The sequence below is a fragment of the Dielma fastidiosa genome (genome assembly GCF_003475485.1).
Lineage (GTDB): Bacteria > Bacillota_I > Bacilli_A > Erysipelotrichales > Erysipelotrichaceae > Dielma > Dielma fastidiosa.
Genome location: NZ_QRQL01000008.1, coordinates 47,306 through 72,869, shown reverse-complemented (window position 1 = coordinate 72,869; position 25,564 = coordinate 47,306). Strand labels below are relative to the sequence as shown.

Here is a 25,564-nt window from a genome sequence, read left to right as displayed (position 1 = left end):
CTATCACAACTCACCAATTGTACTTTAAACACAAAAAAAGTATAATAGGCGTATAAATGGGAGGTATGAATTATGGATAAAGCTAAAGTTTACTATTGTGACTTTACCGCAACGGCTGACTGCAATCTGCTTCAAAAGCTGGAAAAGCTAATCAAAACGGCAGGTATTGAAACAATTGATTTCAAGGATAAATTTACGGCAATTAAAATACATTTTGGTGAACCGGGAAATCTGTCTTATTTAAGACCTAATTATGCGAAAGTTTTAGTTGATTTAATTAAAAAGAATGGCGGCAGCGCTTTTCTTACTGACTGCAATACACTTTATGTAGGCCGCCGTAAGAACGCGATTGATCATTTGGATACAGCTTATGAAAATGGCTTCAATCCTTTTGCGACAAACTGTCATGTCATTATCGCTGATGGCTTGAAAGGCACTGATGATATTGATGTGCCGGTTAACGGCGAATATGTGACATCAGCAAAAATTGGCCGTGCTGTTATGGACGCTGATATTTTCATTACGCTGACACATTTTAAGGGTCATGAATCAACTGGTTTTGGCGGCTGTCTGAAAAATATCGGCATGGGCTGCGGTTCAAGGGCCGGTAAGATGGAAATGCATTATAGCGGCAAGCCGATGGTTAATCAGGAAATGTGTGTCAGCTGCGGTCAGTGTTACAAAAATTGTGCGCATGGTGCTATTTCATTTGTTGATCGCAAGGCCGTTATCGATCATACCAAGTGTGTTGGCTGCGGCCGCTGCATCGGTGCCTGCAATCATGATGCCATCCACCCTACCAATGGTTCTGCCAATGATCTGCTGAATAAAAAGATTGCGGAATATTCGCTGGCTGTTGTTCAGAACCGCCCGCAGTTTCATATCTCATTAGTCGTTGACGTATCACCATGCTGCGACTGTCACTCTGAAAACGATTTGCCAATCATCGGTGATGTCGGTATGTTTGCGTCTTTTGATCCTGTCGCTATCGATCAGGCATGTGCTGATATGTGTCAAAAGGCACCGGTTATTCCAGGTTCTCAGCTTGCCAAAAACCGGAAACACCACTGTGATCACCATGATCCGTTTACCGGCACGCACCCGGATACAAATTGGGAAGTTTGTTTGGAGCATGCGCAGAAAATCGGTCTCGGCACCCGCAGCTATGAATTAATCGAAATTAAATAACTAGTAAAAGCAAAACCCGCTGTCACAATATGTCAGCGGGTCTTTTCATTTTAAACAGAAAAAAAGAATTGTCTTTTGACTAGGAGGACAATTCTTGAGGGCTGTGAAACAATTGCTTTCGTTGAGTTTTAGGTAGGTAGGGACAAATATAGTTCATGAAAAAGTTTAATGATTGTTTCACATGCATACTATAACACGTCATTAACAAAAAGAAAACGGAAGTGACAAAACTGTAACACAATTTTAACTCAATGTTAATAATCAGCATAGTATATCTTGAAAAGAGGTTTCTGATGAAAGATAAATGGATTGAGCTGAGTCTGTTTGCATTGATTTTAGTGATTCTTGCGGTGATACTGAATTTTAGACAGATCGTGCAATATCTGATGCTAATACTATAAATTGTTCGTTAATCAGTGTATAATAAAGGGGATTGGCAGGTGGAATATGAAAAGTAAACAGGATTTTAATATGCATACCCACACCAAGCGCTGCGGACATGCCTACGGCGATGATGAACAATATGTTTTGGCCGCTATTGATGCAGGTTTTAAACAGCTTGGCTTTAGTGAACATATCGGTTATACATGGTTTGATATACCGACAGACCGCATGCTTTATCGGGATACTAATGATTATCTGACTTCGATTTATCATCTGAAAGAAAAGTATCGTGACAAAATTGATATTAAAGTTGGTTTTGAAATCGAGTATTATGATAGTGAGGTTGATTTTCTTAAAGACATGCGTGAACGCTGTGATTATATGATTGTTGGTCAGCATTGCAAATATGTTGATGGTTTTGGTTTTGATTATTTATGCCGGGATGAGGATGTCAGAGATTATACTGATCTTGTCTGTAAGGCAATGCACAGCGGTTTAGTCAGCTGTTTGGCGCATCCGGATTACTTCATGCTTGGTCGCCGCAGCTTTTCCAAGGCTTGTGAGGAAGCGGCGCATCAGATTGCCCAATGCGCGGTTGAATGTGATGTTTTGCTGGAAGTAAATCTGAAAGGAAGAAAGAGCGGCAAGAAGCCTTATGCACAAGGTGACGCTTATCCGTATCCTTATCGGCCTTTTTGGGAAATCATTGCCCAATATCCGGTGCAGTGTGTCTATGGCTATGACGCTCATGTACCCGTTGATCTGCTTGATGAACGAGCAATTGATGAATGCAATAAACTGATTGAGGGTCTGAATCTGACCTTTGCGGATGAATTTAAGATAAAATAGGAGATGAATTATGAAGCAGGATTTAAAAGATAAATATACACAAACTTATGGCTGCCGTTTTTATTCATGGCAGAAGAAGAAATTCCATGCGGCCTTAGATGAGGATTTTAAGGCATTGGGAATGGAAGGCTCTGTGCTGATGAAGAAACGTTTCAGTGTTTTTCCGCGTTATGATTATGTGTACGGTAATTTGAAACAGGCGAAAAATATCTTGGTGATTCCTTATGATACGCCGGAACGCTGTCTGTGGTATAAGAATACATATTATGTCAATAACGGAACAAAGAATCAGAATGCCGGTTTAGTACAGACATTTGTACCGATCATTGTATTCTATCTGCTGTTTGTTGTCTTGCTGTATGTGCTGCCGCCTTATTTTCCAACGGCTGGGGCGCAGGCTGCAATCAGTCTGATCAGTTTATTGCTGATGGCACTGATTCTAGTTGCATTAACTAAGGGATTTCCTAATAAGAAGAATTTTAACCGTAATACGAGCGGTATTCTGGCAGCTCTTGAAATTGCGGATGCAATTGGGGTTGACGGCCGCCGCAAGACAGCCTTTGTCTTTACAGACGCGAATAAGGGTGTCTTCTTCGGTGATATGATTTTAAAGGATGAATTATCCTTTATGAATCGTAATCCCAATGTGATTCAGCTGAATTGTGTTGGTAACGGTGAGGAGCTTTCAATCGGTTATACACAGGGTAACCGCAAGTCAGCCAATGAATTAGTTAAATGCTGTAAGGGTGATGTGAAGCATGAAATGTGTGAATTAAAAGAGGAGGAACGTCAGAATTCTTCGATGGCACATTATAAAAAAGGATTGTTGGTTACCAGTGGTACAATGAATGAAAAGGGCTATCTGGTAACAATGAAAACAGCTTCCGGGAAGGATTGTGTCCTGGATGATGCTTTGATTGATACGGTTACTGAAATGCTGAAACGCTTTATCGCTGCGGATAAGAAATAAGCTTTATTATTTAGTCAAGGGCGGGAGGTGAACTTATGAATTTGAAGAAGCTGGTAAGCGTGCTGACTTCTAAGACGGCTTTTGTGGCTTACCTGATTCTGCTTCAGCTGTTGTTTTTGCTGAGTGTGGTTTCAATACTGAGCGCCTATTCCAGATTTATCAATCAGATTTTAAATCTGCTGAGTATTGTCATGGTCATCTATATCATGAATAAGGATGAAAATCCTTCTTATAAACTAGCTTGGATCGTTGTCATTATGCTGGTGCCGATTTTCGGCGGACTGCTTTATCTGCTGTTTGGCGGTCAAAAGGTGCCGAAGGCTTTAATGCGCCGTGATCATGAATCACAGCTAAATGTTCATAGGATCATTTCACAGGATAAGCAGATCATGCAGGAAATCCGCGATCAGGATGAGAATGCTTATAAGCAGGCTAATTATCTTTGGAAAAATGCTGATTTCCCGGTTTATAAACGGACGCAGACAACCTTTCTGCCAAGCGGTGAGGTAAAGTTTGAACGGTTAGTTGAAGAATTGAAAAAAGCGAAGAAATTTATCTTCCTTGAATATTTCATTATTGAAGAAGGGATTATGTGGAATACCATCCTTGATGTTTTGGTGGAAAAGGTGAAGCAGGGTGTTGATGTCAGATTGATGTATGATGATGCCGGCTGTATCCCTAAGCTAGATCCCGATTATTATAAGACGATTCAGGCACTGGGCATTAAGTGTAAGGTATTTAATCCGATTCAGGCAAAACTGGCGATACAAATGAACAATCGTGATCACCGTAAGATTGTGGTGATTGATGGTTTGGTTGGCGTAACCGGCGGTATTAATTTGGCTGATGAATATATGAATGCGAAAACAGTCTATGGTCATTGGAAAGATTGTTCAATTATGATCCGCGGTGAAGCGGTATGGAATTTTACTTTGATGTTTCTGCAGTTTTGGAATTATGATGAAAAGGTTTGCGACGACTATCTGCTGTATAAAGCGGATGCTCATGCCTTTGATGATCTGAGTGATGATGGGTATGTACAGCCTTTCTCTGATTCACCGACGGATGATGAGCATGTGGGTGAAAATATTCATATCTCACTGGTAAATGCCGCAAATCGTTATATATTCATTCAGACGCCTTATTTGGTATTGGATAATGAAATGAAAACATCGCTGGAGCTGGCGGCTAAATGCGGCGTTGATGTGCGCATCATGGTACCGCATATTCCGGATAAAAAGTTTGTGTTTGAGGTAACGCGGGCCAATTATCGCTCTCTGCTTAAGAACGGTGTGAAGATTTATGAATATACCCCGGGCTTTGTCCATGCGAAAACGATGGTCACTGATGATAAATTGGCAGTTATTGGTACGATTAATCTTGACTTCAGAAGTTATTATCTGCATTATGAATGTGGTGTCTGGATGTATGAAAGCCGGGCTGTCATGGATCTGAAGGCAGATTACTTAAAAACATTGGAAAAATGTGAAGAAATCACTTACGAAAAATATATGAAGTCAAATATTTTGAGAAGGGCTTACCGTTCCATTTTAAGTCTGTTCTCACCATTGCTTTAAAGGAGATTGAAGAATGAAAGAAAAAATAGGTTTAATCTGTGAAGGGGGAGGCACTAAAGCGGCATATACGGCAGGTGTTCTGCAGTGCTTCTTAGATAACAATATTGAATTCCCCTATACGGTGGGTATCAGTGCCGGAGCGGTTTGTCTGATGCCGTATGTGTCTAAGCAGCGGGATCGTCTGCGGGTGACAGGCGTTGATTCCGCAAGCCGTAAGGAAGCGGTCGGTTTATCACCGATCCTTCATGAACACGCGGTATTCGGTATTTATTCTACCTACAATTATATTGAGGAAATGACACCGCTGGATCATGAGGCTTATCAAAAAAACGCTGCCCAGATGGATGTTGGTTTATATAATTTGGATACTGGTGAGGTTGAATACTTTGATAAATCTTATCATGAACAGGATGATATTTTGATTAAAGCAGCCTGTGCTTTGCTGTTGCTGACGAAACCGGTGGCATTTAATCATGGCACTTATATGGACGGCGGTTTGGTCGATATGATTCCCATCGAGCAGTCCATTCGTCAGGGCTGCAGCAAGCATGTCTTCATTTCAACCAAAGAAGAGAATTATGTCCGTAAACCGGCGGCTAAGTATCAGCTGATGCTGGCATCGCTGTTTTATGGCAAGTATAAGCATGTACGCAAGGATCTTGAGCTGCGCCATGTTCATTATAATGAACAGTGGGAGAAGGTAAAACAGCTTGAAAAAGAAGGCAAGGCGATAACCCTTCGGCCATCAAGAGATATGGGAGTTACCCGTTATACTCAGGATAAGGAATTGCTGGGGGCTTGGTTTGACCTAGGTTATCAGGATACTTTGGATCGCATGGATATGATTCTTGATTTTATCAACAGTTAAAACGACGATTGTCGTTTTTTTTGTCAAATAAAAAGAGAATCACGTGGATTCTCATTGCATAGATACTTTAAGATATTCAATAAGCGGTGCTAATTGTGAAGAATCACTCCAGTCATAGCTGCCATCATCAGCTTCTGCCAGCGCCTTCATCCAAGGTTCAAATTCAGCGGGATCTTTTTTGGTAAGTGATTTGCGCAGGGCCTTGCATAATGTGCGGTCAATTAATTTCATCTTCTGTTCATCATAGGCACCCCGTGCATAAAACAGAGGAATGCCGCTCATTTCCTGAAGATTCTGCGCCTTGAGTTTAGAAACAGCGGCTTCATCATAAGGACTCGCACCGACTGCCAATACGACCAATTTTTTAGCTGTTAAGGCAGATATGTGCTTTTTCAGCTTTTTAATTCCGGCAATTCCGCCCGCATAGATGCCGCCGATCAGGACAATCTGATCATAATCGTTAAAATTATAATCAAAAGCATCGAGGGACTTGATATCACCTTGCAGCGCCTCGTTAAGCCATGCTGCGTATTTAGCCGCTGAACCATATTTGGATTTATATAAGATTAATGTTTTATTCATAAGCTTCTCCTACTGCCGTTTCAACGGCTTTTAAAATACATTTGCTGCTGATGGTAGCATTTGATATGGTATCAATTTTAAGACTTTGCTGCTCAATAATCATTGGGATAATCGCTTCGGCGGGTTTTCCGAGGCCATTGAGATGCTGTAAAAGATCGATATCAACTATTTGATGATTCTTGATGGTTACTTGTACCTTAACACTTACTGGCAAAATGGTATACTCACCAAGCGTATCGCCGTCTTTTAATGAGGCTCGATCCAATTCTTTTACGCTTAAGCGATTGGCTTGGTGAAGGGCATTTGCACCGATTGCCAATCCGATACTTATCAGCAGCAAAAGCGGGCAGGCCAGCAGCAAGCATTTTTTATATTTCTTCATGATTCATACTCTTTTCAAAGTGCTCAATGCCATCATACATTTTCATCATCAGCTTATACAGCTGTTCAATTTCCTGATCGTCATATACCGTAAATAATTCACTGAGCTTCTTTTCATATTCAGAAAAAATTTCATTAAAAAATTGCTTCATTTTATCAGTGGGGGCAATACAGGCAGCGCGTCCGTCCTTTGACTGCTGATTGATTTGCACATAGCCTTTCTTTTCAAGGACTTCCGCAAGCTTTTTGATATTCTGACGTGAACAGCCAAGCAGCTTCCCCAATTGTGTAAAGGTTAATTCCTTGTCAGCCTGTTTTACCATCGTCAAAAGCATAAACTGCTTTAAGGTTATCTGTGGAATACTGCTGTCAAACAATGTCTGCAGACGGTTGCCGGCAATAAACAGCGTACTGAAGATTGCTTTTTCTTGTTTCTCCTTTGAATCTGAGAAACGTCGTATCAGATCTGTAATTTCCATTTGGTTCCTCCATTATAAGTAACTAATTACCTAAATCCATTATAGCAACCAGTTACGCATATGTCAAACAAATAAAAAAAGCAGCCAGAGCTGCTAGAAATTAAATATAGTAAATACTGCTGTCAGCATTCCCTGATCTACTGCATACATATACAGAAGATATAGGGCAAAAAGACAAAGTCCGAAGAGGACTAGCTTAAAGATTTTTTTAATCAGCCCGAAGATAATAAATAGGGCTAATAATATCAGAATAATCGATGAATCCATAAAATTTCACTCCTAACGAATAAAGGCAAAGTACAAAAGGACAAGCACCCCCAAAGCGATGCGGTAATAACCAAAAATCTTGAAATCATGTTTGCGGATATATTTCATCAATGCGCGGATTGCAACGACGGATACTAAAAAGGCTGTGACCATACCTACCAAAAGAACCAATACCTGCGCAAAGGTGAAAGAACCGCTGTACTTAACAATATCAAGCAATGAAGCACCAAACATCACCGGAATCGCGACAAAGAAGGTGAATTCACTGGCAACGGTTCGTGATAAACCAAGCATGATGCCGCCTAAGATTGTCGCCCCGGAGCGTGAAGTGCCGGGAATTAATGCTAATACCTGAAAGACGCCGATCAGCAGTGCTTCTTTGTAAGTAATTGCATTTAATGTGTTGGTAACAGATACTTTCTTTTGGTTCTCAATCAGAATAAAGCCGATACCGTAGACAATTAAAGTGATTGCCACCACCGTTGAATTAAAAAACAGCTCTTTGATCGTATCATTAAATAAAACACCAATAATACCGGCTGGCACACATGCTACCAGAACCTTAGACCATAATTCAAAGGTATTGGCTTTTTCGGTTGCTGATTTTCTTCGGGAGAAGGGATTCAGCTTATGGAAATACAGTAATACTACGGCAAGAATCGAGCCAAACTGAACGACAACGAGAAACAGATCGACAAACTCAGCAGGAAACTGCATTTTAATAAATTCATCAACCAGAATCATATGACCGGTGCTGCTGATTGGCAGCCATTCAGTGATGCCCTGTACAATGCCAAGCAAAATCGCTTTTAATATTTCAAGAGTAAGATTCATAATTTCCTCCAGACTTTCCTATTATATGAAAAGAATACTCATTTATTGTACCTTGACTGGCGCTATACTTCAAGATTTTTTCGCAAACCCATTCGGTTTATTAGTTAAATACAGTTGTTCATTTAAGTTTACGCTGAATCAAAAAAGGGGATATAATAAGGCGGTAAAGAGCATTGGTGACAGCCTAGATAATCTTGCGTAAGATTTGACGAAATTTTCCATAATTGTTCACCTAATTTTCACATTGATTTCATATAAATGTCACGAATGCTTCCTATACTAGAAGCATAAACAAGGAGGTTGAGTTTATGAGTAATGAAGAAAGAAATCCTGAAATACTGGAAGCAGAGGTTAATGAAACACAGGTTGAACAGCCTGAGAAGAAGCACTTCTTCCGTTCGAATAAAAAAATTATCGCATTGTGTCTGGCAGGCTGTTTATTATCCACTGGATTAGGCTTTGCCGGCGGTTATCTGGCAGTCAGCTTGACGAGTCCAAGCAATGACAGCAGTAAATCAGTTTTGTATCAGTCAGTGATACAAACGAAGGCGGATGGCAGTGAGGCAACGAATATGTCAATTCCTGATGTCGCGGCAACAGTAAAGGAAAGTGTGGTTGAGATCGTTACATCAACGGTTAAGACTAGTACCTTCCTGCAGCAATATGTAGCCAGCGGTGCCGGTTCGGGAGTGATCATTTCATCAGACGGTACGATTATAACGAATAATCATGTAATTGAGGGTGCTACTTCGATTACGGTACGTTTAAGTGATGGTACAGAATATGACGCGGAAGTGATTGGCAGTGATTCGCAGACCGATGTCGCGGTAATTAAAATCAACGCGTCTAATTTAAAACCAGCCGTCTTTGGTGATTCAAGCAATCTGGTAGTTGGTCAAAGTGTTGTCGCGGTTGGCAATCCATTAGGTGAGTTAGGCGGCTCAGTGACCGAGGGTATTATCAGCGCGCTTGATCGTTCAATTACAATCAGCGGTCAGACTATGACGCTGCTGCAGACTACGGCGGCTATTAATCCGGGTAATTCCGGCGGCGGTTTATTTAATACAAATGGCGAACTGATCGGTATTGTCAATGCTAAATCAAGCGGCAGTGATGTCGAAGGTATCGGCTTTGCGATTCCGGTTAATATTGCCAAGGAAGTTGCGGAGCAGCTGATCTCAAACGGTAAGGTTGAAGGCCGTCTGACATTGGGCATCAGTTATGTGGAAATCAGCAATGTACAGACAGCGATGAGCTATGGTGTGAATACTCTTGGCTTATTAGTTGCGGAAGTAAGTGAGGGCTCTAATGCTGAACGTGCGGGCTTCATGAAAGGCGATTTGATTATTGCTGCCGATGATGAACAAATCTCTTCTTCAGCGGAATTAAAGGCTAAGCTGCAAAGTCATGTGCCAGGTGATACAATGACTTTCAAGATTATTCGTGATAAGCATTACATTGATCTAAGTGTTGTTCTTGAATAATAAATAATCATCAAGAGTAAAATAAAAACGGCGGAGCAAGCGCCGTTTTTATATGCGATTTTTCTGTTTTCGAAGTGAAAGGGATTTAAACACTTCATGTTTAACAGAAGTTAAAGGCAACATATTCTGAGTATCGCAATACAGAAGTATGTCTTCATCAGCCTTTATGCTTCCATTTTATCGAAAGCACTTACAAAATTCAAGTTCAAAATGTTAAATTCTCATTGAAAAGATTCAAAATGCACAAATGTTCATCATAAGTCTGCTATAATATCAGTATCAATGAGAGTAATTTCAAAAGGAGTGGATTTTTATGGTTATAGTTATACTTTGTGTCGCATTGGGTGTATTCCTTGCCTACAAACGTGTTAAACAGTTTCTGATGACCCGCACGGCCATTCAGGAAGCAATCAAGGGCGGCCAAAAGCTTCAGCTGCTGCGTTTAAGCACCGGCAATGTCATTCTGTTTCTGATTACTGCCGGCTTAGCGGGATTCGCGTTATATCGTTATATTGCTGATCCGGTAACGACCGCGGTCTGTGCATTGCTGATTCTGTTAAGTATCGGTGAAATCTTTGGCGCTATCACAGTTAAAGACTTCTATTATGATGAACATGGCTTTTTCTATTGCAATAAATATTTTAAATACAGTGAAGTAAAGAAGCTGACAACCCAGAAGGGGATCGTTATGATGTATGGGGTAGAGACAACAACGAATGATTTATTCTCGGTCAGCAAGCAGGCTTATGAGATCATTGCAAAACATAGTAAGAAGTAACTTTTATGAACGGTTATTAATTTATATGAATTTTTAAAACTTTAGAAATGCACATTCGTGCAAGTAAATGGCAGAGCGTTGACAAATGTTCTGCCATTTATTATTTTATAAGTGTAAAGCGCTTACACCAAGGAGTGAAATTATGAAGGAAGAATTACTTAGCAAAGATTGTATTCAAATCGCCGATAGCGTTACGGACTGGCAGGCCGCAATTAAGCTGGCGGCACAGCCGATGCTGAACAAGGGGTATATAGAAGAACGGTATATTGACGCGATGATTGAAACAGTCAATACGCTGGGTGCCTATATTGTTATAGCTCCAAATATTGCCATGCCGCACGCACGCTCAGAAAGCGGTGCTCTGAAAAATGGTTTTGCCGTATTAAAATTGAAAACCCCCGTATATTTTGATGAGTCTCAAGACAGCCGGGCGGTATTGATTCTGCCGATTTCATGTGTTGATAATGCTGCACATATGAAAATGCTGCAGGCTTTGGCAGCCGTACTTGGCGACCCTGAGCTTGCGGAAAAGGTCGTAGGCAGCAATGAAATTGATGAGATTTATAACATATTCGCAAACGTTGAATTAGAGGACGAATAAGGAGGAAATATGAACGGATTTATTAGCTTTATCGTTAATGACTTTTTGACACAGCCGGTTATCCTGATCGGATTGCTGATCTGTATCGGCTATATCATGAATAAAGAAAGTATTACCAAAGTAATCACCGGTACCTTAAGTGCCATGGTTGGTATTCAGATGGTAATCTTTGGCGGCGGCCAGTTTACCAGTATTTTTAAACCGATTACCACAGCAGTAAGTAATTCATTTGGTATTCAGGGTTATATCATGGATTCTTATGCTATGAAGGCCACAACTCAGGAAGCCTTGGGCAGTCTGTTTGGTCTTGTCGGTTATGTATTCCTGATCGCTTTCGCAGTGAATCTGGTGCTTGTTTATTTTGGCCGTTTTACAAAAGCAAAGGGTATCTTCCTTACAGGTAATGCCGGTATTGCGCATTCACAAGCTATTTTATGGCTCGTTCTAGCAACTTTAGGACTCGGCACAACCGCTTCTGTTATCATTGCCGGTGTATTAGTTGGTGTTTATTGGGCATTCTCTACGACCTTGGCGTATAAGACGGTCGATGATGTGACAGGCGGCGCCGGTTTCACCATCGGTCATAATCAGCAGATTGGTATTTGGTTCTTCGGAAAGATCGCGCATTTCTTCGGCAATCCGGAACAGGACGCGGAAAACATGAAGCTGCCGGGCTGGCTGAATATTTTCAATAATAATGTTACTTCAGTAGCTATCATTATGACAGTTTTCGTAGGTGCCTTCATGGCACCGCTGGGAATCAGCGGAATTCAGGAATTAGCAGGTAAAACACACTGGTTTGTTTATATTATTTTAACGGGTATCAATTTCTCAATGAACATGGTTATCCTGCTGACTGGTGTGCGTATGATGTGCGGTGAGTTGACCGGCGCGTTCAAAGGTATTCAAGAAAAGATCGTACCAGATGCAGTGCCTGCTATCGACGTTGCGGCCTTGCTGCCTTTCTCACCAAACGCGGCTACTTTAGGTTTCATTTTCACAACGGTTGGTACTGTATTAGCAATGTTAGTCTTATTAGCTATGAATTCTTCAATCATGGTACTGCCTGGTTTCGTACCGCTGTTCTTCTCAGGTGGCCCAATCGGTGTTGTTGCGAATAAATACGGCGGTATTAAATCAATTATCGTATGTTCAATTTTATTAGGCTTTATTCAGACTTTCGGCAGTGTTTGGGCGATTAATCTGATGTATTATCCAGAAGGAACTGGTTGGTCTGGCATGTTTGACTTCTCAACATTCTGGCCAGCAGTGACTGAGGGCTTACGTTTTATCGGCAATTTAATTCATTAATTAAATAAATCATGGAGGAAAAAAAGATGAAAGATAAGGTAAATGTATTATTTGTATGCGGTTATGGTGTTGGCAGCAGCGCTATTTCAGAATCAATCGTTAAAAAGGCTTTAGCCGCTGACGGCATCAATGCAGAGGTAAAGCATACCGCTGTAGGTGAAATGGGTTCACAAAGCGACTGGACAGATATTATCGCTATCTCTAAAAAATTGGCTGAAGGTGCTTCTTTCCCGGCAGATGCCCATGTAATCGAGGTTGTTAATATCATGGATGGTAAGGGGATCGCCGCTTCAATCGGTAAGATCGTTGATGAATTTTATCCTGAAGCACGTAAGAACTAGGTGGTTCGATGAGAACGATCATCGTTTTTTATGACAGTCTGAATAAGCGCTTTTTACCGCCCTACAATCCAGATTGTGATACGATTGCGCCTAATTTTGAACGATTGGCACAAAAAGCCGTTACCTTTGACAACTCTTATGTAGGCAGTATGCCATGTATTCCAGCTCGCCGTGAGCTGCATACCGGCCGGCATAATTTCCTTCATCGTGAATGGGGACCCCTGGAGCCTTTTGATGATTCAATGCCGGAAATCTTAAAGAAGCATGGTGTCTATACCCATCTGATCAGCGATCATCTGCATTATTGGGAAGATGGCGGCTGCAACTTCCACGCCCGCTATTCATCTTGGGAAGTTGTGCGCGGTCAGGAGGGAGATCATTGGAAAGCGGAGATAAAAGATCCGCAGATTCCAGAGGTTGTTTTTGTACCAAAGAAACAGACTGGCGAGGGGGTCAGCGGACTTTGGCGCTATGACTGGATAAACCGCAAGTATATCATTGAAGAAAAGGATTTTCCGCAGACGCAGGTGTTTGACCGCGGCTGTGAATTTATTGAAAAGAATCAGGATCAGGACAATTGGCTTTTAGATATTGAAACCTTTGATCCTCATGAACCCTTTTATGTTCCGCAGGAATATCTGGATCTCTATCCGGAGGACTATGACGGCAAGCATTTTGATTGGCCGCGCGGTCAGGTTGATCAAAGTGAAGCTGAAGTCAATCACTGCCGCCGTCAATACAAGGCCTTAGTGTCAATGTGTGATAAAAATCTAGGCCGGGTATTGGATATGATGGACCGCTACAACATGTGGGAGGATACGATGCTGATTGTCGGCACCGATCATGGCTTCCTGCTGGGCGAACATGGCTGGTGGGGCAAGAATCAAATGCCTTATTACAATGAGGTCGCAAACAATCCATTATTTATTTGGGACCCGCGCTGCAAGAAACAGGGTGAACATCGTCAGAGTCTTGTACAGCTGATTGACTGGGCACCGACAATCTTGAATTTCCATGGCCTTGAGGTACCAAAGGATATGCAGGGCTATGATTTAAGCAAGGTGATTGAAAAGGATGAAAAAGTACGGGATACGGCAATTTATGGTGTATTCTCCGGTCATGTGAATATCACCGACGGTCAGTATTCCTATATGCGCGCCGCTGTGAAGGGCAGAGAGAATGAGGTATATAACTATACTTTAGTTCCTCAGCATATGACAGAGCGGTTTAAGGTTAAGGAACTTCAGGATGTTGAGTTAAGAGAACCGTTTACCTTTACAAAGGGCTGTTCTGTTTTGAAAATTAAAGCGAAAGAGAATTATAAGGTCTCACAATTCGGCAATCTGCTGTTTGATTTGAAGGATGATCCTGAACAGCTTAAGCCAATCCGCAATGCGGAGGCTGAGAAACGTCTGATTGCGGCAATGATTGCGAAGATGCGTGAAAATGACGCGCCAGAGGAGCAATTCTACCGTTTGGGATTGACTGATTAATCATTAAATAAAAAACACTTATGGATCTTATGATTTATAAGTGTTTTTGCTTCAAAATGTTATAATAAATGAAAGGAGGGGGTAATATGAAAATTAATGATGAAGAATTGGGCATCATGGCAGAGGTTGCCAGTCTATACTTCGAACAGAATTTTTCACAGCAGGAGATTGCTGATAAGCTCTATTTTTCAAGATCTAAGGTAAGCCGTCTGTTAAGCAAGGCCATTGAAAGCAAGGTGGTTGAGATAACGATTAACTATCCGCTGGAGCGGATTATGAATCTTGAGATGAAATTGAAAGACATATTTGAACTGAATGAGGTTATCGTCATCAAAGATTATTCCACAACCTATGAAATGCTGCTGAAACGTCTGGGGAACGCGGCGGCTCAGTATTTGGATGGCGTGATCAAGGATAATACTTCAATGGGTATCACATGGGGACAGACGATTTATCATATCGTAGAAGCCATGAATGCCAATCATCATAAGAATCTGCGGGTGATCCAGCTGATGGGAACGACAGAGAGTGATAATAACAGTGCCTATGACGCACCGGAATTAGTGCGTAAGATCGTTGATAAATACGGCGGCAGTTTTTCACAGTTCTATTCACCGCTGGTAGTGGAAAATGAATTGGTGCGTGATTCATTAGTCCGTGAGCCGATTATCCGCAAGGTGTTGGAGGAAGCGCGGCAGGTGGATATTGTCGTAACCAGCATCGGGCATTTTTCATCAAGAAAAATCAAGGCATGGGAGCATCACCTTGATGATGCCGGTTATCGTCAGCTCAGCGACAAGGGAGCGGTAGGCGTCTTGCTGGCTCACTTTATTAATCAGCACGGGCATCTGGTTGATGAAACCTTGGATCAGCAGGTAATTGGAATCAAGCTTGAGGATCTTAAGCAAATAAAAAATGTCGTAGCGGTGGCCGGCGGTGTCAATAAGGCCAAGGGTGTATACGGTGCCGTCAAGGGCGGCTATGTCAATACTTTGATCGTTGATGAACGGCTGGCATTAGGACTGCTGGATCTGGAGGCAAAGCAGTAATTACACAGGATAATAAATGATAAAGAAGAATTTAATTATCAAAAGACTGCTTTTTCTTAATCTTAATGATCAATCAGAGACACTTAAGGAAATAAACAAGTAAAAATTAAAAGACAGCCATGGGCTGTCTGATGAGTTGGCTGATTGCCGGCTCTTTTATTTTATAGACTGTATTGCTTTCTCATAACAGCTGCCAACCGCTTTGACATGCTTTGCTAAACCATCTCGAAAGTTTTTATCTAAGAGTGCCTTACGATCCTTTTCAAAGAAATAACCGCCCTGATATTCAATCAGCTGATCAAATGCCGCTTTTTCTTGCGCAAACAGATCAATAAGGGTTTTCAGCTGTGCTTCAATTTCCGGACAGAGCGTTAACGCGTTTTTCAGATAATCATCAAGGTAGAATAAGTTAGTACCAGTTTGTACCACACAGCTTTGATAAGTATCCAAAGGCCCTTCCAGCATCGTTTCATCCTGGAAATATTCATCGCATAATAATGAATCCGCCCAAGCGTCAAAGGCATCCTTGCCCATCCGCAGCTCATCAGTGGACGGTAAAGCCGCTAATGCCGGGATATTTAAAATAGACTGCTTGATATTTTCCGCGATTGATACCCGCGGTTTCTGTTTACCAAAGAAAATTAAAGCTTCAATATGTGTTAAATCATTCCCTACCTGGAAATAATTTTCCGCGCAGACCTGATCAATTAATTCATCTTCATTAGTTTCACCGGTAAATTGTGACCAGCCAATCAGCTGTTTGCCATCTTGCGCATAGCCGCAGATAATTGAACAATTCGGCGGTCCAACGATGCCAAAGGCAAGAACTGGCAGTCCCTTATCAATTGACGCGATAATTTTTTGAAGCATTTCCGCTTCATTTTCCTTTATCTGTGTATTATCAACATATGTATATTCATAACCACAGGCATCAAAGGCAGCTTTAATCGGTTTTTGACTCGCTTTGCAGACATTTGAATAGGAATCATTATAACGCCATTTAGGCACCAGCCACAGCTGTGTAAAGAAGTCGCCGCTGACCCCCGCAAAGAAGGAAAAATCATAAGCCTGATCTTCATTAAAGGCAGCCATCACTGAACGCATACAGCTGGGAAACATATAATTCTCTGATTTTACCTGATACAGCTTTTCCACATTAGGAATCAGCTTTCTCGACATGATAAAACCGCCGCTGACATCAATCTTAATATTTAACGGTAAAAAGTAATTCAGCTGACAGATCCCTTTGCGCAGTGATGAAGGGGTAAAGCCATGAAAACGCGTAAATGCTTTGGTAAAACTCTCCGGTGATTCATAACCATATTTAAGCGCGGCATCTATAATTTTAATCTTGTTGCCTGCCAATTCCTCACCAGCTAGTGAAAGCCGCCGGTTTTTAATGTAATCATTAATTGTAAAGCCGGTAATAATACTGAATATCTTTTGAAAATAAATGCTTGAAATAAAGAATTGACTGGCAATCTTATCAGCATTGATATCTTCAAGCAGATGATCCTCAATGTAATTTAAAGTATTCTGTACGATATTGATCCATTCCATGATATCTCTCCTTTTATCCTATTGTATCAGCCGCCAACTATTTTGTCCTGTTTTATTATAAGCACATTTGTCTGGTATTAATTGGCATTGCTGAATTTGCTGTATATGAACATATTTTCAATAATTTTAAAATTGGAAAACATTCATAGTGAAATTAATTTCATAGTATTAGCTATCTATTGCATAAATTTCATATTTTGCTATACTGAAAATGCGTAAAGCGTTTACATTAATTAAAGGAGTGAAAAATATGGATGCGTTTATGGGTATAGTTAATTCAGCTTGGGTCTTTTTATTTAATAACGTTCTTTCCAGACCAGCTATTTTTATTGGATTGATCGTTTTGGTGGGGTATATTTTATTAAAACGTAAATGGTATGAAGTGCTTGCTGGTTTTATCAAAGCAATGGTTGGTTATATGATTCTGCAGGTTGGGGCTAAACAGCTTGTCGCTTCAGTAACACCGATCTTAAATGGTATTCAGCAGCGTTTCGCGTTGAATGCCGTAGTTATCGATCCTAACTTTGGCTTTGTAGCCGCGAATTCAGCTTTGGAGTCAATTGGGGTAACGACTTCCTTTGCGATGATTACATTACTGATTGCCTTTATCTGGAATATTATTTTGATTTTATTTAGAAAATATACAAAGGTAAGAACATTGTTTACGACCGGTCATATCATGGTTAAACAAGCGGCCGTAGCTACATGGATCATTTACTTTTTGATTCCTGGTTTCCGCAATATGACAGGCATCATCGTTACCGGTTTACTGATTGGTACTTATTGGTCAGTCTTCTCAAATCTTACTGTTGAAGCTACACAGGATTTAACGGAAGGGGCAGGCTTTGCGATTGGTCATCAGCAGATGCTGGGCGTTTGGTTCGCAGATCGTTTCTCTGGTAAAATCGGTGATCCTGAAAAGGGTGTTGACAATATTAAATTAAATGGTGCTTTGCAGCTGTTTGATGATTATGTAGTATCAACAACAATCCTAATGCTTGTATTCTTTGGCATCGTGCTGATTGTAATCGGCCCGTCAATTCTGATGGAACTTGATGCCGGCAATTTCCCTGCCGGACTTGCATTCCCTGTCTATATCCTTGAAAAGTGCGCGTCTTTCGCGGTAAATCTGGTAATCTTAAAAACAGGTGTCAGAATGTTCGTTTCAGAGATGGTTGAATCATTCAACGGTATTTCTAATTCAATTCTTAAGGGCTGTCTGCCGGCGGTTGACTGTGCGGCTACCTATGCGTTTGGTTCAAGCAATGCGGTTACTTTAGGCTTCCTGTTTGGTGCTATCGGACAAATCATCGCTATCGCGGGCTTATTGATTACTAAGTCACCATTGATGATTATTCCCGGCTTTGTTCCTTTATTCTATGACAATGCGACAATTGGTTTATATGCGAATAAAAAGGGCGGTTTTAAGGCATTGATCGTTATGTGTATCGGCAGCGGTTTAATTCAAGTATTAGGCAGTGCGCTGGCAATCACCTTATTTGGAATGTCTGGCTTCGGCGGTTATGTCGGCAACTTTGACTGGGCGACTTTATGGCCGGCTATGGGCTTTATTATTAAATATTTATCAATTCCAGGCGTCTTGTTATGTATCGTTGGCATGCTGGTAATTCCACAGCTGCAATATCGTCATAACAAAGAAAGATATTTTGATCTGGCAGAAAGTGAGGACTAAGAAAATGTTGAAAGTAGTAGTAGCATGCGGATGTGGTATGGGCAGCAGTCAAATGATGAAAATGCGTGCTCAGGAAGTATTTAAAAAATTAAATGTGCAGGTTTCTTTGCATCATACAAGTATCGATGAAGCAAGCTCAAGTGCAAATGAGTATGACTTGATTATTGTTTCAGAAGCATTGGTGCGCAATTTTAAGAATACGAAGGCGAAGGTTATTGGTTTAAAAAATATTATGTCAAAGGCTGAAATGGAACAGAAAATCCTTGAATCAGGCATTATTGAATAAGGGCAGCTATGACAAATGTAGTTTATATTCACACCCATGACAGCGGCCGTTTCTTTTCGCCTTATGGCGCTGAGGTTTTTACCCCAAATCTTGAACAATTTGCGGCTGATGCCTGTGTGTTTACCAATGCCTATTGTACATCGCCGACATGTTCGCCAAGCCGCTCAGCATTAGTCAGCGGCCGGTATCCGCACAACAATGGCATGCTTGGCCTAGCCAACCGCGGTTTTAAATTAAATGATTATCGTGAGCATCTTGTGCATCTGTTTAACAGCAATGGCTATCAGACACTGCTTTGCGGTGTTCAGCATGAAGCCGGCCGTTATGTGGAGCATGAACAGGGAGCTGCGATTATCGGTTATCAGCGTGATTTGTCAGCCGATAATCAGGGGTTGTCAGAAAAGCAGCTGGTCGAATGGGATAGAGCCAATGTGCGTAACTGTACAAAATGGCTGAGCAGCGAGGAAGCTAAAAAGCCATTCTTTCTCTCAATGGGTTTCTTTGCGACACACCGCGAATATCCGGATACCGATGACAGCTTTACCGGTAAAATACCACCCTATCTTCAAGACTGTGAGGCAGTCCGCAGGGATCTTCAAGGCCATGCCGCTTCTCTGAAGCATTTTGATACATGCTTTGGCCAGCTAATACAGGCGCTGAAAGAAAACCACCTGTATGAGAATACGATTCTGTTGTTTACCACCGATCATGGCATTCCCTATCCAATGGCTAAATGCACGCTGTATGATGCCGGTATCGGGGTTGCCTTAATGATGCGGGTGCCAGGTAAAAAACAGGGTATTGTCTGTGATGAATTAGTATCCCAGGTTGATCTTTATCCGACATTATGTTCATTGCTTAAGCTTGATTTGGAACATGAAGTTGACGGTGTTGATTTTTCCGCTCTGTTTGATCATCCCAATCAGGCAGTCCGTGAAGCGGTTTTCGCAGAGGTTAACTTTCATACTTCTTATGAGCCAATCCGCTGCATCAGAACGAAGACGGCCAAGCTGATCCGTTATTATGATGAGGAATGGCGGCAGCTGAATCTGTCCAATATTGATAACTCCATCAGCAAAGAGGCATATCTGAAACAGCTTGAGGATTCAAAAAAGGATATGGTTCAGTTATACGATCTTCGCAAGGATCCTTATGAACAGCATAATCTTGCGGATGATGAAGCTTATCAATCGCTGCTTGAGGAAATGGATGCCAAGCTATTAAAATGGCAGCAGGATTTCCATGATCCGCTGTTGAAAGGGCCGATTGCGCTGCAGGCGGGCTGGATCGTTAATAAGGGTTCCTGTATCGATCCAAAAAGTAAAAACAGCTGTGACTTTATACAAAAATAAATTATAATAAGGGTAAGCGAAAGCTTGCCTTTCTTTGGAGATGGAAGCATGAAAGAAAAAGAGTCAGATGAACTGGCAGTTATTGCGGAAGTTGCCAGTATGTATTATGAACATGATATTCCGCAGAATGTTATTGCTGAGAAGATGTTTTTCTCGCGGGCAAAAGTCAGCCGCTTATTGAAAAAAGCAAGGGAACAGGGAATTGTGGAAATCATTATCCGTTTTCCATTAGAACGTGTGGTAACCTTAGAGCGGACATTGTGTGAAGTATTTGGTCTAAAGGATGCTGTCGTAATCAAAAATTATCCGGAAAATAATAATGCGAATACGCGGCTGAGCCGTTTAGGCAAGATTGCCGGTGAATATCTGGATGAAAAGCTGAAGGACGGCGATACGATTGGCCTTGCATGGGGCAGAACACTTTATCAGATGGTATCGCAGATCAAGCCGAAAAGCAGCCGGGATATTCATGTTGTTCAGCTGACCGGGGCGGCGGCCGACGGTTACAATGCCCAAATGGACTCACCGTTTTTAGTACGCAAGCTGGCGGAGAAATATCGGGGAACGTACTCACAGATCTATGCGCCGCTGTTTGTGGAAAACAACATTGTCAAGCAGTCATTAGTCCGTGAGGTCATCATTGCCAAGGCTTTGCAGGAGGCGCGCAGTGTCGATTATTTAGTGACAGGGATCGCTGACTTTCATTCCGGTGATAATGTCAACAGCTGGGCGGGTTATCTCGATCAGGCACGCAAGCAGCGTTTGATTCAAAAAGGAGCGGTAGGTTTTATCTGCGGGCATTTTTTGGATCAGAATGGGAATAAGATCTTTGATGACGTGGAAAATAATTTGATTGGTGTCAGCCTTGATGATCTAAAAAAAGCTAAAAATGTAATTGCTGTATCCGGCGGTGTCGATAAGGCGCATGCTACTTATGCAGCCTTAAAGGGTAATTATATTCATTGCTTGATTACCGATGAATTTATTGCTGAGAAGATTCTCAGACTTCATGAACAGGATAAAAAATAAAAGGCAGAACCCTGCAGGGGATCTGCCTTATTCTGTGTAATGAGAAAATTCAGCGGGTGATTTCGCTTTCTAACGCACAGCCCTGCCAGACATTGCGGCGGGCCATTTCCTTATCAATATCATTGAGAATGGTAACCTTGCGGACGGTCCACATCGGTGCTATTAAATCACTCAGTACGCCATCACCGGTTAAACGCTGAATAACGATTTCCTTTGGCAGCACCATCAATTGTTCAACGACCGTATGAATATATTCTTCACGGCTCATCATGGTAAAGGGCTGTTTTAGATAATCGTTACCCATACGGGTATTTTTCAGCAGATGCAGCATATGAATTTTTACCGCATGAATCGGCAGCTGGCCAATTGCTTTAGCACTTTCAATCATCATTTCACTTGTTTCATGAGGCAGGGAATTCATCAGATGCACACAGATTTTTAAATCAGTTCTGGCAAGCCGCTGAATCGTATCTAAAAAGCATTCATAAGTATGACCGCGGTTGACTGCCATAGCAGTTTCGTTGTGAATCGTCTGCAGGCCAAGCTCAATCCAGATTTCTTTATGCGCGGTACAGCTTTGCAGATAATCAATGACATCATTCTCAAGACAATCAGCCCTTGTCGCAATGGCAATAGCTTTAATATCCTCACGCTGTACAAATGGTTCAAAGGTTTGTTTCAGTACACTTAATGGGGCATAAGTATTTGTATATGCCTGAAAATATGCCATCGCTTCACCATTAGGCCATTTTCTGCGCATCACTTCAATGCCTTTTTCAAATTGCTGCATACAATCTTCCTTTGCATTGCCGGCCATATCACCGCTGCCCAGCGAGCTGCAGAAGGTACAGCCGCCGACACCGCATTTGCCATCGCGGTTAGGACAGGAAAAATCGGCATTTAAGGCTACCTTAAATACTTTTGTCTGAAAGCGGTGCTTTAAATAATAATTCCATGTATGATAGCGTTTATTGTCATCACTGTATGGAAATGGATTTGTTTTCTGTTTCATAATTTCACCGGTTCTATTTTATCATAGATTTGCATTTTGATCGTAAAAATGAAATAATGTTAGCGGTGATTCGTTTGACAAGTGAAATACGAAAAGTGGCGGTAGGCAGCCATATTATACAATACACATTAATTATTAAAAACGTGAAGAATATTAATATGCACGTAAGTGAAAAGGGAGAGATTTTAGTTTCTGCCAATGCTTATTGTCCTTTAAATAAAATTGACGCCTTTGTGGCAGATAAGGTAGATTGGATCTTAAAATGCCAGCAGGCAGCCCGTGAGAAGGCTGACGTATTCTATCATGCTGATGATCAGGTATTGAATTATCTGGGTGCGGCGTATCCGATTCGGCTTATTTTAGGTCAGCGCAAGGGGGTTAAGCTTGAGCATCATGAATGTATTGTTTATCTTCATGAGGCAAAAGAAGCACCTTTACTGATCCGCAGTTTTTTAATCCGCCAATGTGAAAAAATCTTTATGGCTGAGGTAGAAGCGGTTTATGAATTAATGAGCCGTGATTATGTATTGCCGGTGCCAAGATTAAAAATCAGAGAGATGAACAGCCGCTGGGGAAGCTGTATGCCCTCCAAACGGCAGATTACCTTAAATGTTCGCTGTATCTACTACCAAAGAGAATTTCTGCGGTATGTAGTAATCCATGAATTTGCTCATTTTATTCAGCCTAATCATTCTAAACAGTTTTATCATATTATTGAAAAATATATGCCGGATTATAAACGCTGCAGTAAATTATTTGAAGCGCCGATGGTCAAGGCATCACTTAGCGGTAATCAATAAAGATTACCTTTTTTTGTAAAATATTTCAAAAATGATATATTTTACATTTTTTTGTGATTTATTTTCAATGGAAGCTGTGCATTAAATCGAAAGAATGCTATAATGTTAACTTGTAAAGGAGCTGAAGGGATGTTTAAAATTTTAGAAAAAAAGGCGTTGAATCCAACCGTAGTGAAAATGGTGATTGAAGCGCCGTTGATTGCGAAAAAAGCGAAAGCGGGACAATTTATTATTCTTAGAAGTGATGATCATTCAGAACGGATTCCGCTGACCATTGCGGATATTGATCAAAGCAGGGGCAGTATAACAATCATTTTCCAGATTGTCGGTGCAGCAACCTATAAATTGAATATGCTTGAAGCGGGAGATGAGCTACATGATTTTGTAGGGCCTTTGGGACGGGCCAGTGAGATAGAAGGCTTAAAAAAGGTTTGTGTGATCGGCGGCGGTGTAGGCTGCGCGATTGCTTATCCGGTTGCTAAGGCACTGCATGAACAGGGGAGTGAGGTAATTGCTGTGGCTGGCTTCAGAAATCGTGATCTAGTCATTCTTGAAGATGAATTCAATGCTGTCAGTCAGTTTTATCTTGTCAGTGATGATGGCAGTACCGGTCAGCAGGGCTTAGTTACCGATGTCTTGCGGAAGCTGCTTGATCAGGGGGAACAGTTTGATGAAGTCATTGCGATTGGCCCATTGGTAATGATGAAATTTGTCTGCCAGCTGACTAAGGAATATAATGTTAAGACGGTTGTTTCGATGAATCCGATCATGATCGACGGTACAGGAATGTGCGGCGGCTGCCGTTTAACCGTTGGCAATGAAGTGAAATTTGCCTGTGTTGACGGACCGGATTTTGACGGTGCGCTGGTTGACTTTGATGAAGCGATTGCCCGCAGTAAAATGTATCAGCAGCAGGAGCGCCATATGTATGATGAAGCTTGTAATCTGTTGAATAAGGGGGTAAGTCAGGATGCCTAATATGAGTTTAAAGAAGGTGGCAATGCCGCTGCAGGATGGAGAGGTGCGCCGGAATAATTTTGATGAGGTCGCGCTTGGCTATACGAAGGAAATGGCGATGGAGGAAGCTGAGCGCTGTCTGAATTGCAAGCATTCGCCGTGTATCAGCGGCTGTCCGGTTGCCGTAAATATCCCGGCGTTCATTAATGAGGTCAAGCAGGGAAATTTTGAAGCCGCTTATAAAATCATTCGGGAAACCAGTTCGCTGCCGGCGGTGTGCGGCCGTGTCTGCCCGCAGGAGAGTCAGTGTGAAAAACACTGTGTGCGCGGTGTTAAAGGGGAAGCTGTGGGCATTGGCCGGCTGGAACGTTTTGTGGCTGACTGGGCCAGAGAGAATCTGAATGAATACAATCAGTGTACGGTTTCCAATCATCATAAGGTTGCTGTTATCGGCGGCGGTCCGGCAGGACTTACCTGTGCCGGTGATCTTGCGAAAAAGGGATATGAGGTTACCGTTTATGAAGCGCTGCATGTTGCCGGCGGTGTATTAGTTTATGGTATTCCTGAGTTCCGTCTGCCTAAGTCAATCGTGAATTATGAAATAGAAGGCTTAAAACAAGTAGGTGTTAAAATTGAAACAAATATGGTCATCGGTAAGATATTAACGATTGATGAATTATTTGAAGCTGGTTATGAGGCTATATTTATCGGTTCTGGTGCCGGTTTGCCTAACTTTATGAATATTCCCGGTGAAAATTTAAAGGGTGTTTATTCTGCCAATGAATTTTTAACCCGGGTCAATCTGATGAAGGCTTATCAGCCTGACAGTGAGACACCGATTCAGCACGCGCGAAGATGTGTGGTAGTCGGCGGCGGCAATGTGGCTATGGATGCGGCCCGCTGTGCAAAACGATTAGGGGTAGAAAACGTAACCATCGTTTATCGGCGTTCAATGGAAGAGCTCCCGGCACGCCGTGAAGAGGTTGAACATGCGCAGGAGGAAGGCATTGAGTTCCAACTGCTGTGTAATCCTGTCCGCGTGCAAAGCGATGAATACGGCAATGTGAGCGGCGTAGAATGTATCCGAATGGAATTAGGTGATGCGGACAGCTCAGGAAGACGGCGTCCGGTAGAAATCAAGGACAGCAATTTCATCATTGAAGCGGATTGTATGATTATGGCTATCGGCACAAGTCCGAATCCATTGCTGAGAAGCACGACTGAGCATCTTGAGGCAAATAAAAGGGGATGTTTGATCGTTGATGAAGACAGCATGACAACCCGTGAAAATGTTTATGCCGGCGGTGATGCGGTCACTGGCGCGGCAACGGTTATTCTGGCTATGGGGGCCGGTAAAAAGGCTGCGGAAGCCATTGATAATAAGATAAAGGGAAACGCTTAGCATTTCCCTTTTTACTTTATGTGAACTTGTATTATTT

General features: G+C 41.8%; 25 protein-coding genes. 19 read left to right on the top strand and 6 right to left on the bottom strand.

Annotation, left to right across the window (positions count from 1 at the left end; all coding sequences use genetic code 11):
- Positions 1-72 precede the first annotated feature (72 nt).
- The 5 genes from DWZ33_RS14115 to DWZ33_RS14095 all read left to right on the top strand — a co-directional run bounded on the left by DWZ33_RS14115 (position 73) and on the right by DWZ33_RS14095 (position 5,836).
- Positions 73-1,188, top strand: a complete 1,116-nt coding sequence (locus DWZ33_RS14115) for a DUF362 domain-containing protein (protein WP_118455375.1) — start codon at positions 73-75, stop codon at positions 1,186-1,188.
- A gap of 447 nt (positions 1,189-1,635) precedes the next feature.
- Positions 1,636-2,421: a histidinol-phosphatase gene (locus tag DWZ33_RS14110; protein ID WP_118455373.1), complete on the top strand. Its 786-nt coding sequence runs from the start codon at positions 1,636-1,638 to the stop codon at positions 2,419-2,421.
- Positions 2,422-2,431: 10 nt separating this feature from the next.
- On the top strand, positions 2,432-3,391 hold the full coding sequence (locus DWZ33_RS14105) for a hypothetical protein (RefSeq protein ID WP_118455371.1): 960 nt from the start codon (positions 2,432-2,434) through the stop codon (positions 3,389-3,391).
- 35 nt (positions 3,392-3,426) lie between these two features.
- Positions 3,427-4,968: a cardiolipin synthase gene (gene cls / locus DWZ33_RS14100; RefSeq protein ID WP_022937823.1), complete on the top strand. Its 1,542-nt coding sequence runs from the start codon at positions 3,427-3,429 to the stop codon at positions 4,966-4,968.
- A gap of 13 nt (positions 4,969-4,981) precedes the next feature.
- Positions 4,982-5,836, top strand: a complete 855-nt coding sequence (locus DWZ33_RS14095) for a patatin-like phospholipase family protein (protein ID WP_022937822.1) — start codon at positions 4,982-4,984, stop codon at positions 5,834-5,836.
- 51 nt (positions 5,837-5,887) lie between these two features.
- Here the strand turns inward: DWZ33_RS14095 and DWZ33_RS14090 are convergent, their stop codons facing one another.
- The 4 genes from DWZ33_RS14090 to DWZ33_RS14075 form a co-directional block, all read right to left on the bottom strand.
- Entirely contained in the window at positions 5,888-6,418 is a 531-nt protein-coding gene (locus DWZ33_RS14090) for a flavodoxin domain-containing protein (protein WP_118455369.1), read from the bottom strand.
- A complete protein-coding gene (locus tag DWZ33_RS14085) occupies positions 6,411-6,800 on the bottom strand; it encodes an FMN-binding protein (protein ID WP_118455368.1) in 390 nt (129 codons plus the stop codon). The genes DWZ33_RS14090 and DWZ33_RS14085 overlap by 8 nt, the downstream gene beginning before the upstream one ends.
- Entirely contained in the window at positions 6,787-7,278 is a 492-nt protein-coding gene (locus DWZ33_RS14080) for a MarR family winged helix-turn-helix transcriptional regulator (RefSeq protein WP_118455366.1), read from the bottom strand. Before DWZ33_RS14080 ends, DWZ33_RS14085 begins: the two co-directional genes overlap by 14 nt.
- A 279-nt stretch (positions 7,279-7,557) precedes the next feature.
- On the bottom strand, positions 7,558-8,379 hold the full coding sequence (locus DWZ33_RS14075) for an undecaprenyl-diphosphate phosphatase (RefSeq protein WP_022937817.1): 822 nt from the start codon (positions 8,377-8,379) through the stop codon (positions 7,558-7,560).
- Between the two features lie 308 nt (positions 8,380-8,687).
- On the opposite strand from DWZ33_RS14075, the gene DWZ33_RS14070 reads away from it, so the two are divergent.
- The 7 genes from DWZ33_RS14070 (at position 8,688) to DWZ33_RS14040 (ending at position 15,436) form a co-directional block, all read left to right on the top strand.
- Positions 8,688-9,863: a S1C family serine protease gene (locus tag DWZ33_RS14070; RefSeq protein WP_118455364.1), complete on the top strand. Its 1,176-nt coding sequence runs from the start codon at positions 8,688-8,690 to the stop codon at positions 9,861-9,863.
- A 313-nt stretch (positions 9,864-10,176) separates the two neighbouring features.
- The gene (locus DWZ33_RS14065) at positions 10,177-10,641 is read left to right on the top strand and encodes a DUF986 family protein (RefSeq protein ID WP_022937815.1); all 465 of its coding nucleotides are present in this window, start codon (positions 10,177-10,179) and stop codon (positions 10,639-10,641) included.
- A gap of 142 nt (positions 10,642-10,783) precedes the next feature.
- Positions 10,784-11,242, top strand: a complete 459-nt coding sequence (locus DWZ33_RS14060) for a PTS sugar transporter subunit IIA (protein WP_182425736.1) — start codon at positions 10,784-10,786, stop codon at positions 11,240-11,242.
- A gap of 9 nt (positions 11,243-11,251) precedes the next feature.
- A complete protein-coding gene (locus tag DWZ33_RS14055; protein ID WP_118455360.1) occupies positions 11,252-12,553 on the top strand; it encodes a PTS sugar transporter subunit IIC in 1,302 nt (433 codons plus the stop codon).
- 26 nt (positions 12,554-12,579) lie between these two features.
- Positions 12,580-12,894, top strand: coding sequence for a PTS sugar transporter subunit IIB (locus DWZ33_RS14050; RefSeq protein WP_022937812.1), 315 nt, complete (start codon positions 12,580-12,582; stop codon positions 12,892-12,894).
- Between the two features lie 8 nt (positions 12,895-12,902).
- Complete coding sequence (locus DWZ33_RS14045; protein WP_118455358.1) at positions 12,903-14,387, top strand: sulfatase; 1,485 nt, start codon at positions 12,903-12,905, stop codon at positions 14,385-14,387.
- Between the two features lie 86 nt (positions 14,388-14,473).
- Positions 14,474-15,436 carry a sugar-binding transcriptional regulator gene (locus DWZ33_RS14040; protein ID WP_022937810.1) on the top strand — a complete coding sequence of 321 codons (963 nt, stop codon included), beginning with the start codon at positions 14,474-14,476 and terminating at the stop codon, positions 15,434-15,436.
- 156 nt (positions 15,437-15,592) lie between these two features.
- Here the strand turns inward: DWZ33_RS14040 and DWZ33_RS14035 are convergent, their stop codons facing one another.
- Complete coding sequence (locus DWZ33_RS14035) at positions 15,593-16,996, bottom strand: helix-turn-helix domain-containing protein (protein ID WP_118455356.1); 1,404 nt, start codon at positions 16,994-16,996, stop codon at positions 15,593-15,595.
- A 250-nt stretch (positions 16,997-17,246) separates the two neighbouring features.
- On the opposite strand from DWZ33_RS14035, the gene DWZ33_RS14030 reads away from it, so the two are divergent.
- The 4 genes from DWZ33_RS14030 to DWZ33_RS14015 are packed head-to-tail and all read left to right on the top strand — an operon-like array spanning position 17,247 to position 21,356.
- Positions 17,247-18,689 carry a PTS ascorbate transporter subunit IIC gene (locus tag DWZ33_RS14030; RefSeq protein ID WP_244925882.1) on the top strand — a complete coding sequence of 481 codons (1,443 nt, stop codon included), beginning with the start codon at positions 17,247-17,249 and terminating at the stop codon, positions 18,687-18,689.
- 4 nt (positions 18,690-18,693) lie between these two features.
- Positions 18,694-18,975 carry a PTS sugar transporter subunit IIB gene (locus tag DWZ33_RS14025; RefSeq protein WP_022937807.1) on the top strand — a complete coding sequence of 94 codons (282 nt, stop codon included), beginning with the start codon at positions 18,694-18,696 and terminating at the stop codon, positions 18,973-18,975.
- A gap of 8 nt (positions 18,976-18,983) precedes the next feature.
- Positions 18,984-20,327, top strand: a complete 1,344-nt coding sequence (locus DWZ33_RS14020; protein ID WP_022937806.1) for a sulfatase family protein — start codon at positions 18,984-18,986, stop codon at positions 20,325-20,327.
- A 48-nt stretch (positions 20,328-20,375) separates the two neighbouring features.
- Complete coding sequence (locus tag DWZ33_RS14015) at positions 20,376-21,356, top strand: sugar-binding transcriptional regulator (RefSeq protein WP_022937805.1); 981 nt, start codon at positions 20,376-20,378, stop codon at positions 21,354-21,356.
- 49 nt (positions 21,357-21,405) lie between these two features.
- Here the strand turns inward: DWZ33_RS14015 and mnmL are convergent, their stop codons facing one another.
- On the bottom strand, positions 21,406-22,368 hold the full coding sequence (gene mnmL, locus DWZ33_RS14010) for a tRNA modification radical SAM protein MnmL/YtqA (RefSeq protein ID WP_118455354.1): 963 nt from the start codon (positions 22,366-22,368) through the stop codon (positions 21,406-21,408).
- 158 nt (positions 22,369-22,526) lie between these two features.
- Between mnmL and DWZ33_RS14005 the strand changes: the two genes are divergently transcribed.
- The 3 genes from DWZ33_RS14005 (at position 22,527) to gltA (ending at position 25,527) form a co-directional block, all read left to right on the top strand.
- On the top strand, positions 22,527-23,168 hold the full coding sequence (locus DWZ33_RS14005; protein WP_182425734.1) for a M48 family metallopeptidase: 642 nt from the start codon (positions 22,527-22,529) through the stop codon (positions 23,166-23,168).
- A gap of 129 nt (positions 23,169-23,297) precedes the next feature.
- Positions 23,298-24,146: a sulfide/dihydroorotate dehydrogenase-like FAD/NAD-binding protein gene (locus DWZ33_RS14000; RefSeq protein ID WP_118455350.1), complete on the top strand. Its 849-nt coding sequence runs from the start codon at positions 23,298-23,300 to the stop codon at positions 24,144-24,146.
- On the top strand, positions 24,139-25,527 hold the full coding sequence (gene gltA, locus DWZ33_RS13995; protein ID WP_118455348.1) for an NADPH-dependent glutamate synthase: 1,389 nt from the start codon (positions 24,139-24,141) through the stop codon (positions 25,525-25,527). The genes DWZ33_RS14000 and gltA overlap by 8 nt, the downstream gene beginning before the upstream one ends.
- The last annotated feature ends 37 nt before the right edge of the window (positions 25,528-25,564 follow it).

What these genes read in the sequence shown, in the direction of transcription:
- DWZ33_RS14015 (WP_022937805.1), top strand. Translation starts at nt 20,376, where the DNA reads ATGAAAGAAAAAGAGTCAGATGAACTGGCAGTTATTGCGGAAGTTGCC.
- DWZ33_RS14105 (WP_118455371.1), top strand. Translation starts at nt 2,432, where the DNA reads ATGAAGCAGGATTTAAAAGATAAATATACACAAACTTATGGCTGCCGT.
- DWZ33_RS14110 (WP_118455373.1), top strand. Translation starts at nt 1,636, where the DNA reads ATGAAAAGTAAACAGGATTTTAATATGCATACCCACACCAAGCGCTGC.
- mnmL (WP_118455354.1), bottom strand. Translation starts at nt 22,368, where the DNA reads ATGAAACAGAAAACAAATCCATTTCCATACAGTGATGACAATAAACGC.
- DWZ33_RS14065 (WP_022937815.1), top strand. Translation starts at nt 10,177, where the DNA reads ATGGTTATAGTTATACTTTGTGTCGCATTGGGTGTATTCCTTGCCTAC.
- DWZ33_RS14005 (WP_182425734.1), top strand. Translation starts at nt 22,527, where the DNA reads ATGCACGTAAGTGAAAAGGGAGAGATTTTAGTTTCTGCCAATGCTTAT.
- DWZ33_RS14035 (WP_118455356.1), bottom strand. Translation starts at nt 16,996, where the DNA reads ATGGAATGGATCAATATCGTACAGAATACTTTAAATTACATTGAGGAT.
- DWZ33_RS14095 (WP_022937822.1), top strand. Translation starts at nt 4,982, where the DNA reads ATGAAAGAAAAAATAGGTTTAATCTGTGAAGGGGGAGGCACTAAAGCG.
- DWZ33_RS14085 (WP_118455368.1), bottom strand. Translation starts at nt 6,800, where the DNA reads ATGAAGAAATATAAAAAATGCTTGCTGCTGGCCTGCCCGCTTTTGCTG.
- DWZ33_RS14040 (WP_022937810.1), top strand. Translation starts at nt 14,474, where the DNA reads ATGAAAATTAATGATGAAGAATTGGGCATCATGGCAGAGGTTGCCAGT.
- cls (WP_022937823.1), top strand. Translation starts at nt 3,427, where the DNA reads ATGAATTTGAAGAAGCTGGTAAGCGTGCTGACTTCTAAGACGGCTTTT.
- DWZ33_RS14070 (WP_118455364.1), top strand. Translation starts at nt 8,688, where the DNA reads ATGAGTAATGAAGAAAGAAATCCTGAAATACTGGAAGCAGAGGTTAAT.
- DWZ33_RS14000 (WP_118455350.1), top strand. Translation starts at nt 23,298, where the DNA reads ATGTTTAAAATTTTAGAAAAAAAGGCGTTGAATCCAACCGTAGTGAAA.
- DWZ33_RS14050 (WP_022937812.1), top strand. Translation starts at nt 12,580, where the DNA reads ATGAAAGATAAGGTAAATGTATTATTTGTATGCGGTTATGGTGTTGGC.
- DWZ33_RS14075 (WP_022937817.1), bottom strand. Translation starts at nt 8,379, where the DNA reads ATGAATCTTACTCTTGAAATATTAAAAGCGATTTTGCTTGGCATTGTA.
- DWZ33_RS14060 (WP_182425736.1), top strand. Translation starts at nt 10,784, where the DNA reads ATGAAGGAAGAATTACTTAGCAAAGATTGTATTCAAATCGCCGATAGC.
- DWZ33_RS14045 (WP_118455358.1), top strand. Translation starts at nt 12,903, where the DNA reads ATGAGAACGATCATCGTTTTTTATGACAGTCTGAATAAGCGCTTTTTA.
- DWZ33_RS14090 (WP_118455369.1), bottom strand. Translation starts at nt 6,418, where the DNA reads ATGAATAAAACATTAATCTTATATAAATCCAAATATGGTTCAGCGGCT.
- DWZ33_RS14025 (WP_022937807.1), top strand. Translation starts at nt 18,694, where the DNA reads ATGTTGAAAGTAGTAGTAGCATGCGGATGTGGTATGGGCAGCAGTCAA.
- DWZ33_RS14055 (WP_118455360.1), top strand. Translation starts at nt 11,252, where the DNA reads ATGAACGGATTTATTAGCTTTATCGTTAATGACTTTTTGACACAGCCG.
- DWZ33_RS14030 (WP_244925882.1), top strand. Translation starts at nt 17,247, where the DNA reads ATGGATGCGTTTATGGGTATAGTTAATTCAGCTTGGGTCTTTTTATTT.
- DWZ33_RS14115 (WP_118455375.1), top strand. Translation starts at nt 73, where the DNA reads ATGGATAAAGCTAAAGTTTACTATTGTGACTTTACCGCAACGGCTGAC.
- gltA (WP_118455348.1), top strand. Translation starts at nt 24,139, where the DNA reads ATGCCTAATATGAGTTTAAAGAAGGTGGCAATGCCGCTGCAGGATGGA.
- DWZ33_RS14080 (WP_118455366.1), bottom strand. Translation starts at nt 7,278, where the DNA reads ATGGAAATTACAGATCTGATACGACGTTTCTCAGATTCAAAGGAGAAA.
- DWZ33_RS14020 (WP_022937806.1), top strand. Translation starts at nt 18,984, where the DNA reads ATGACAAATGTAGTTTATATTCACACCCATGACAGCGGCCGTTTCTTT.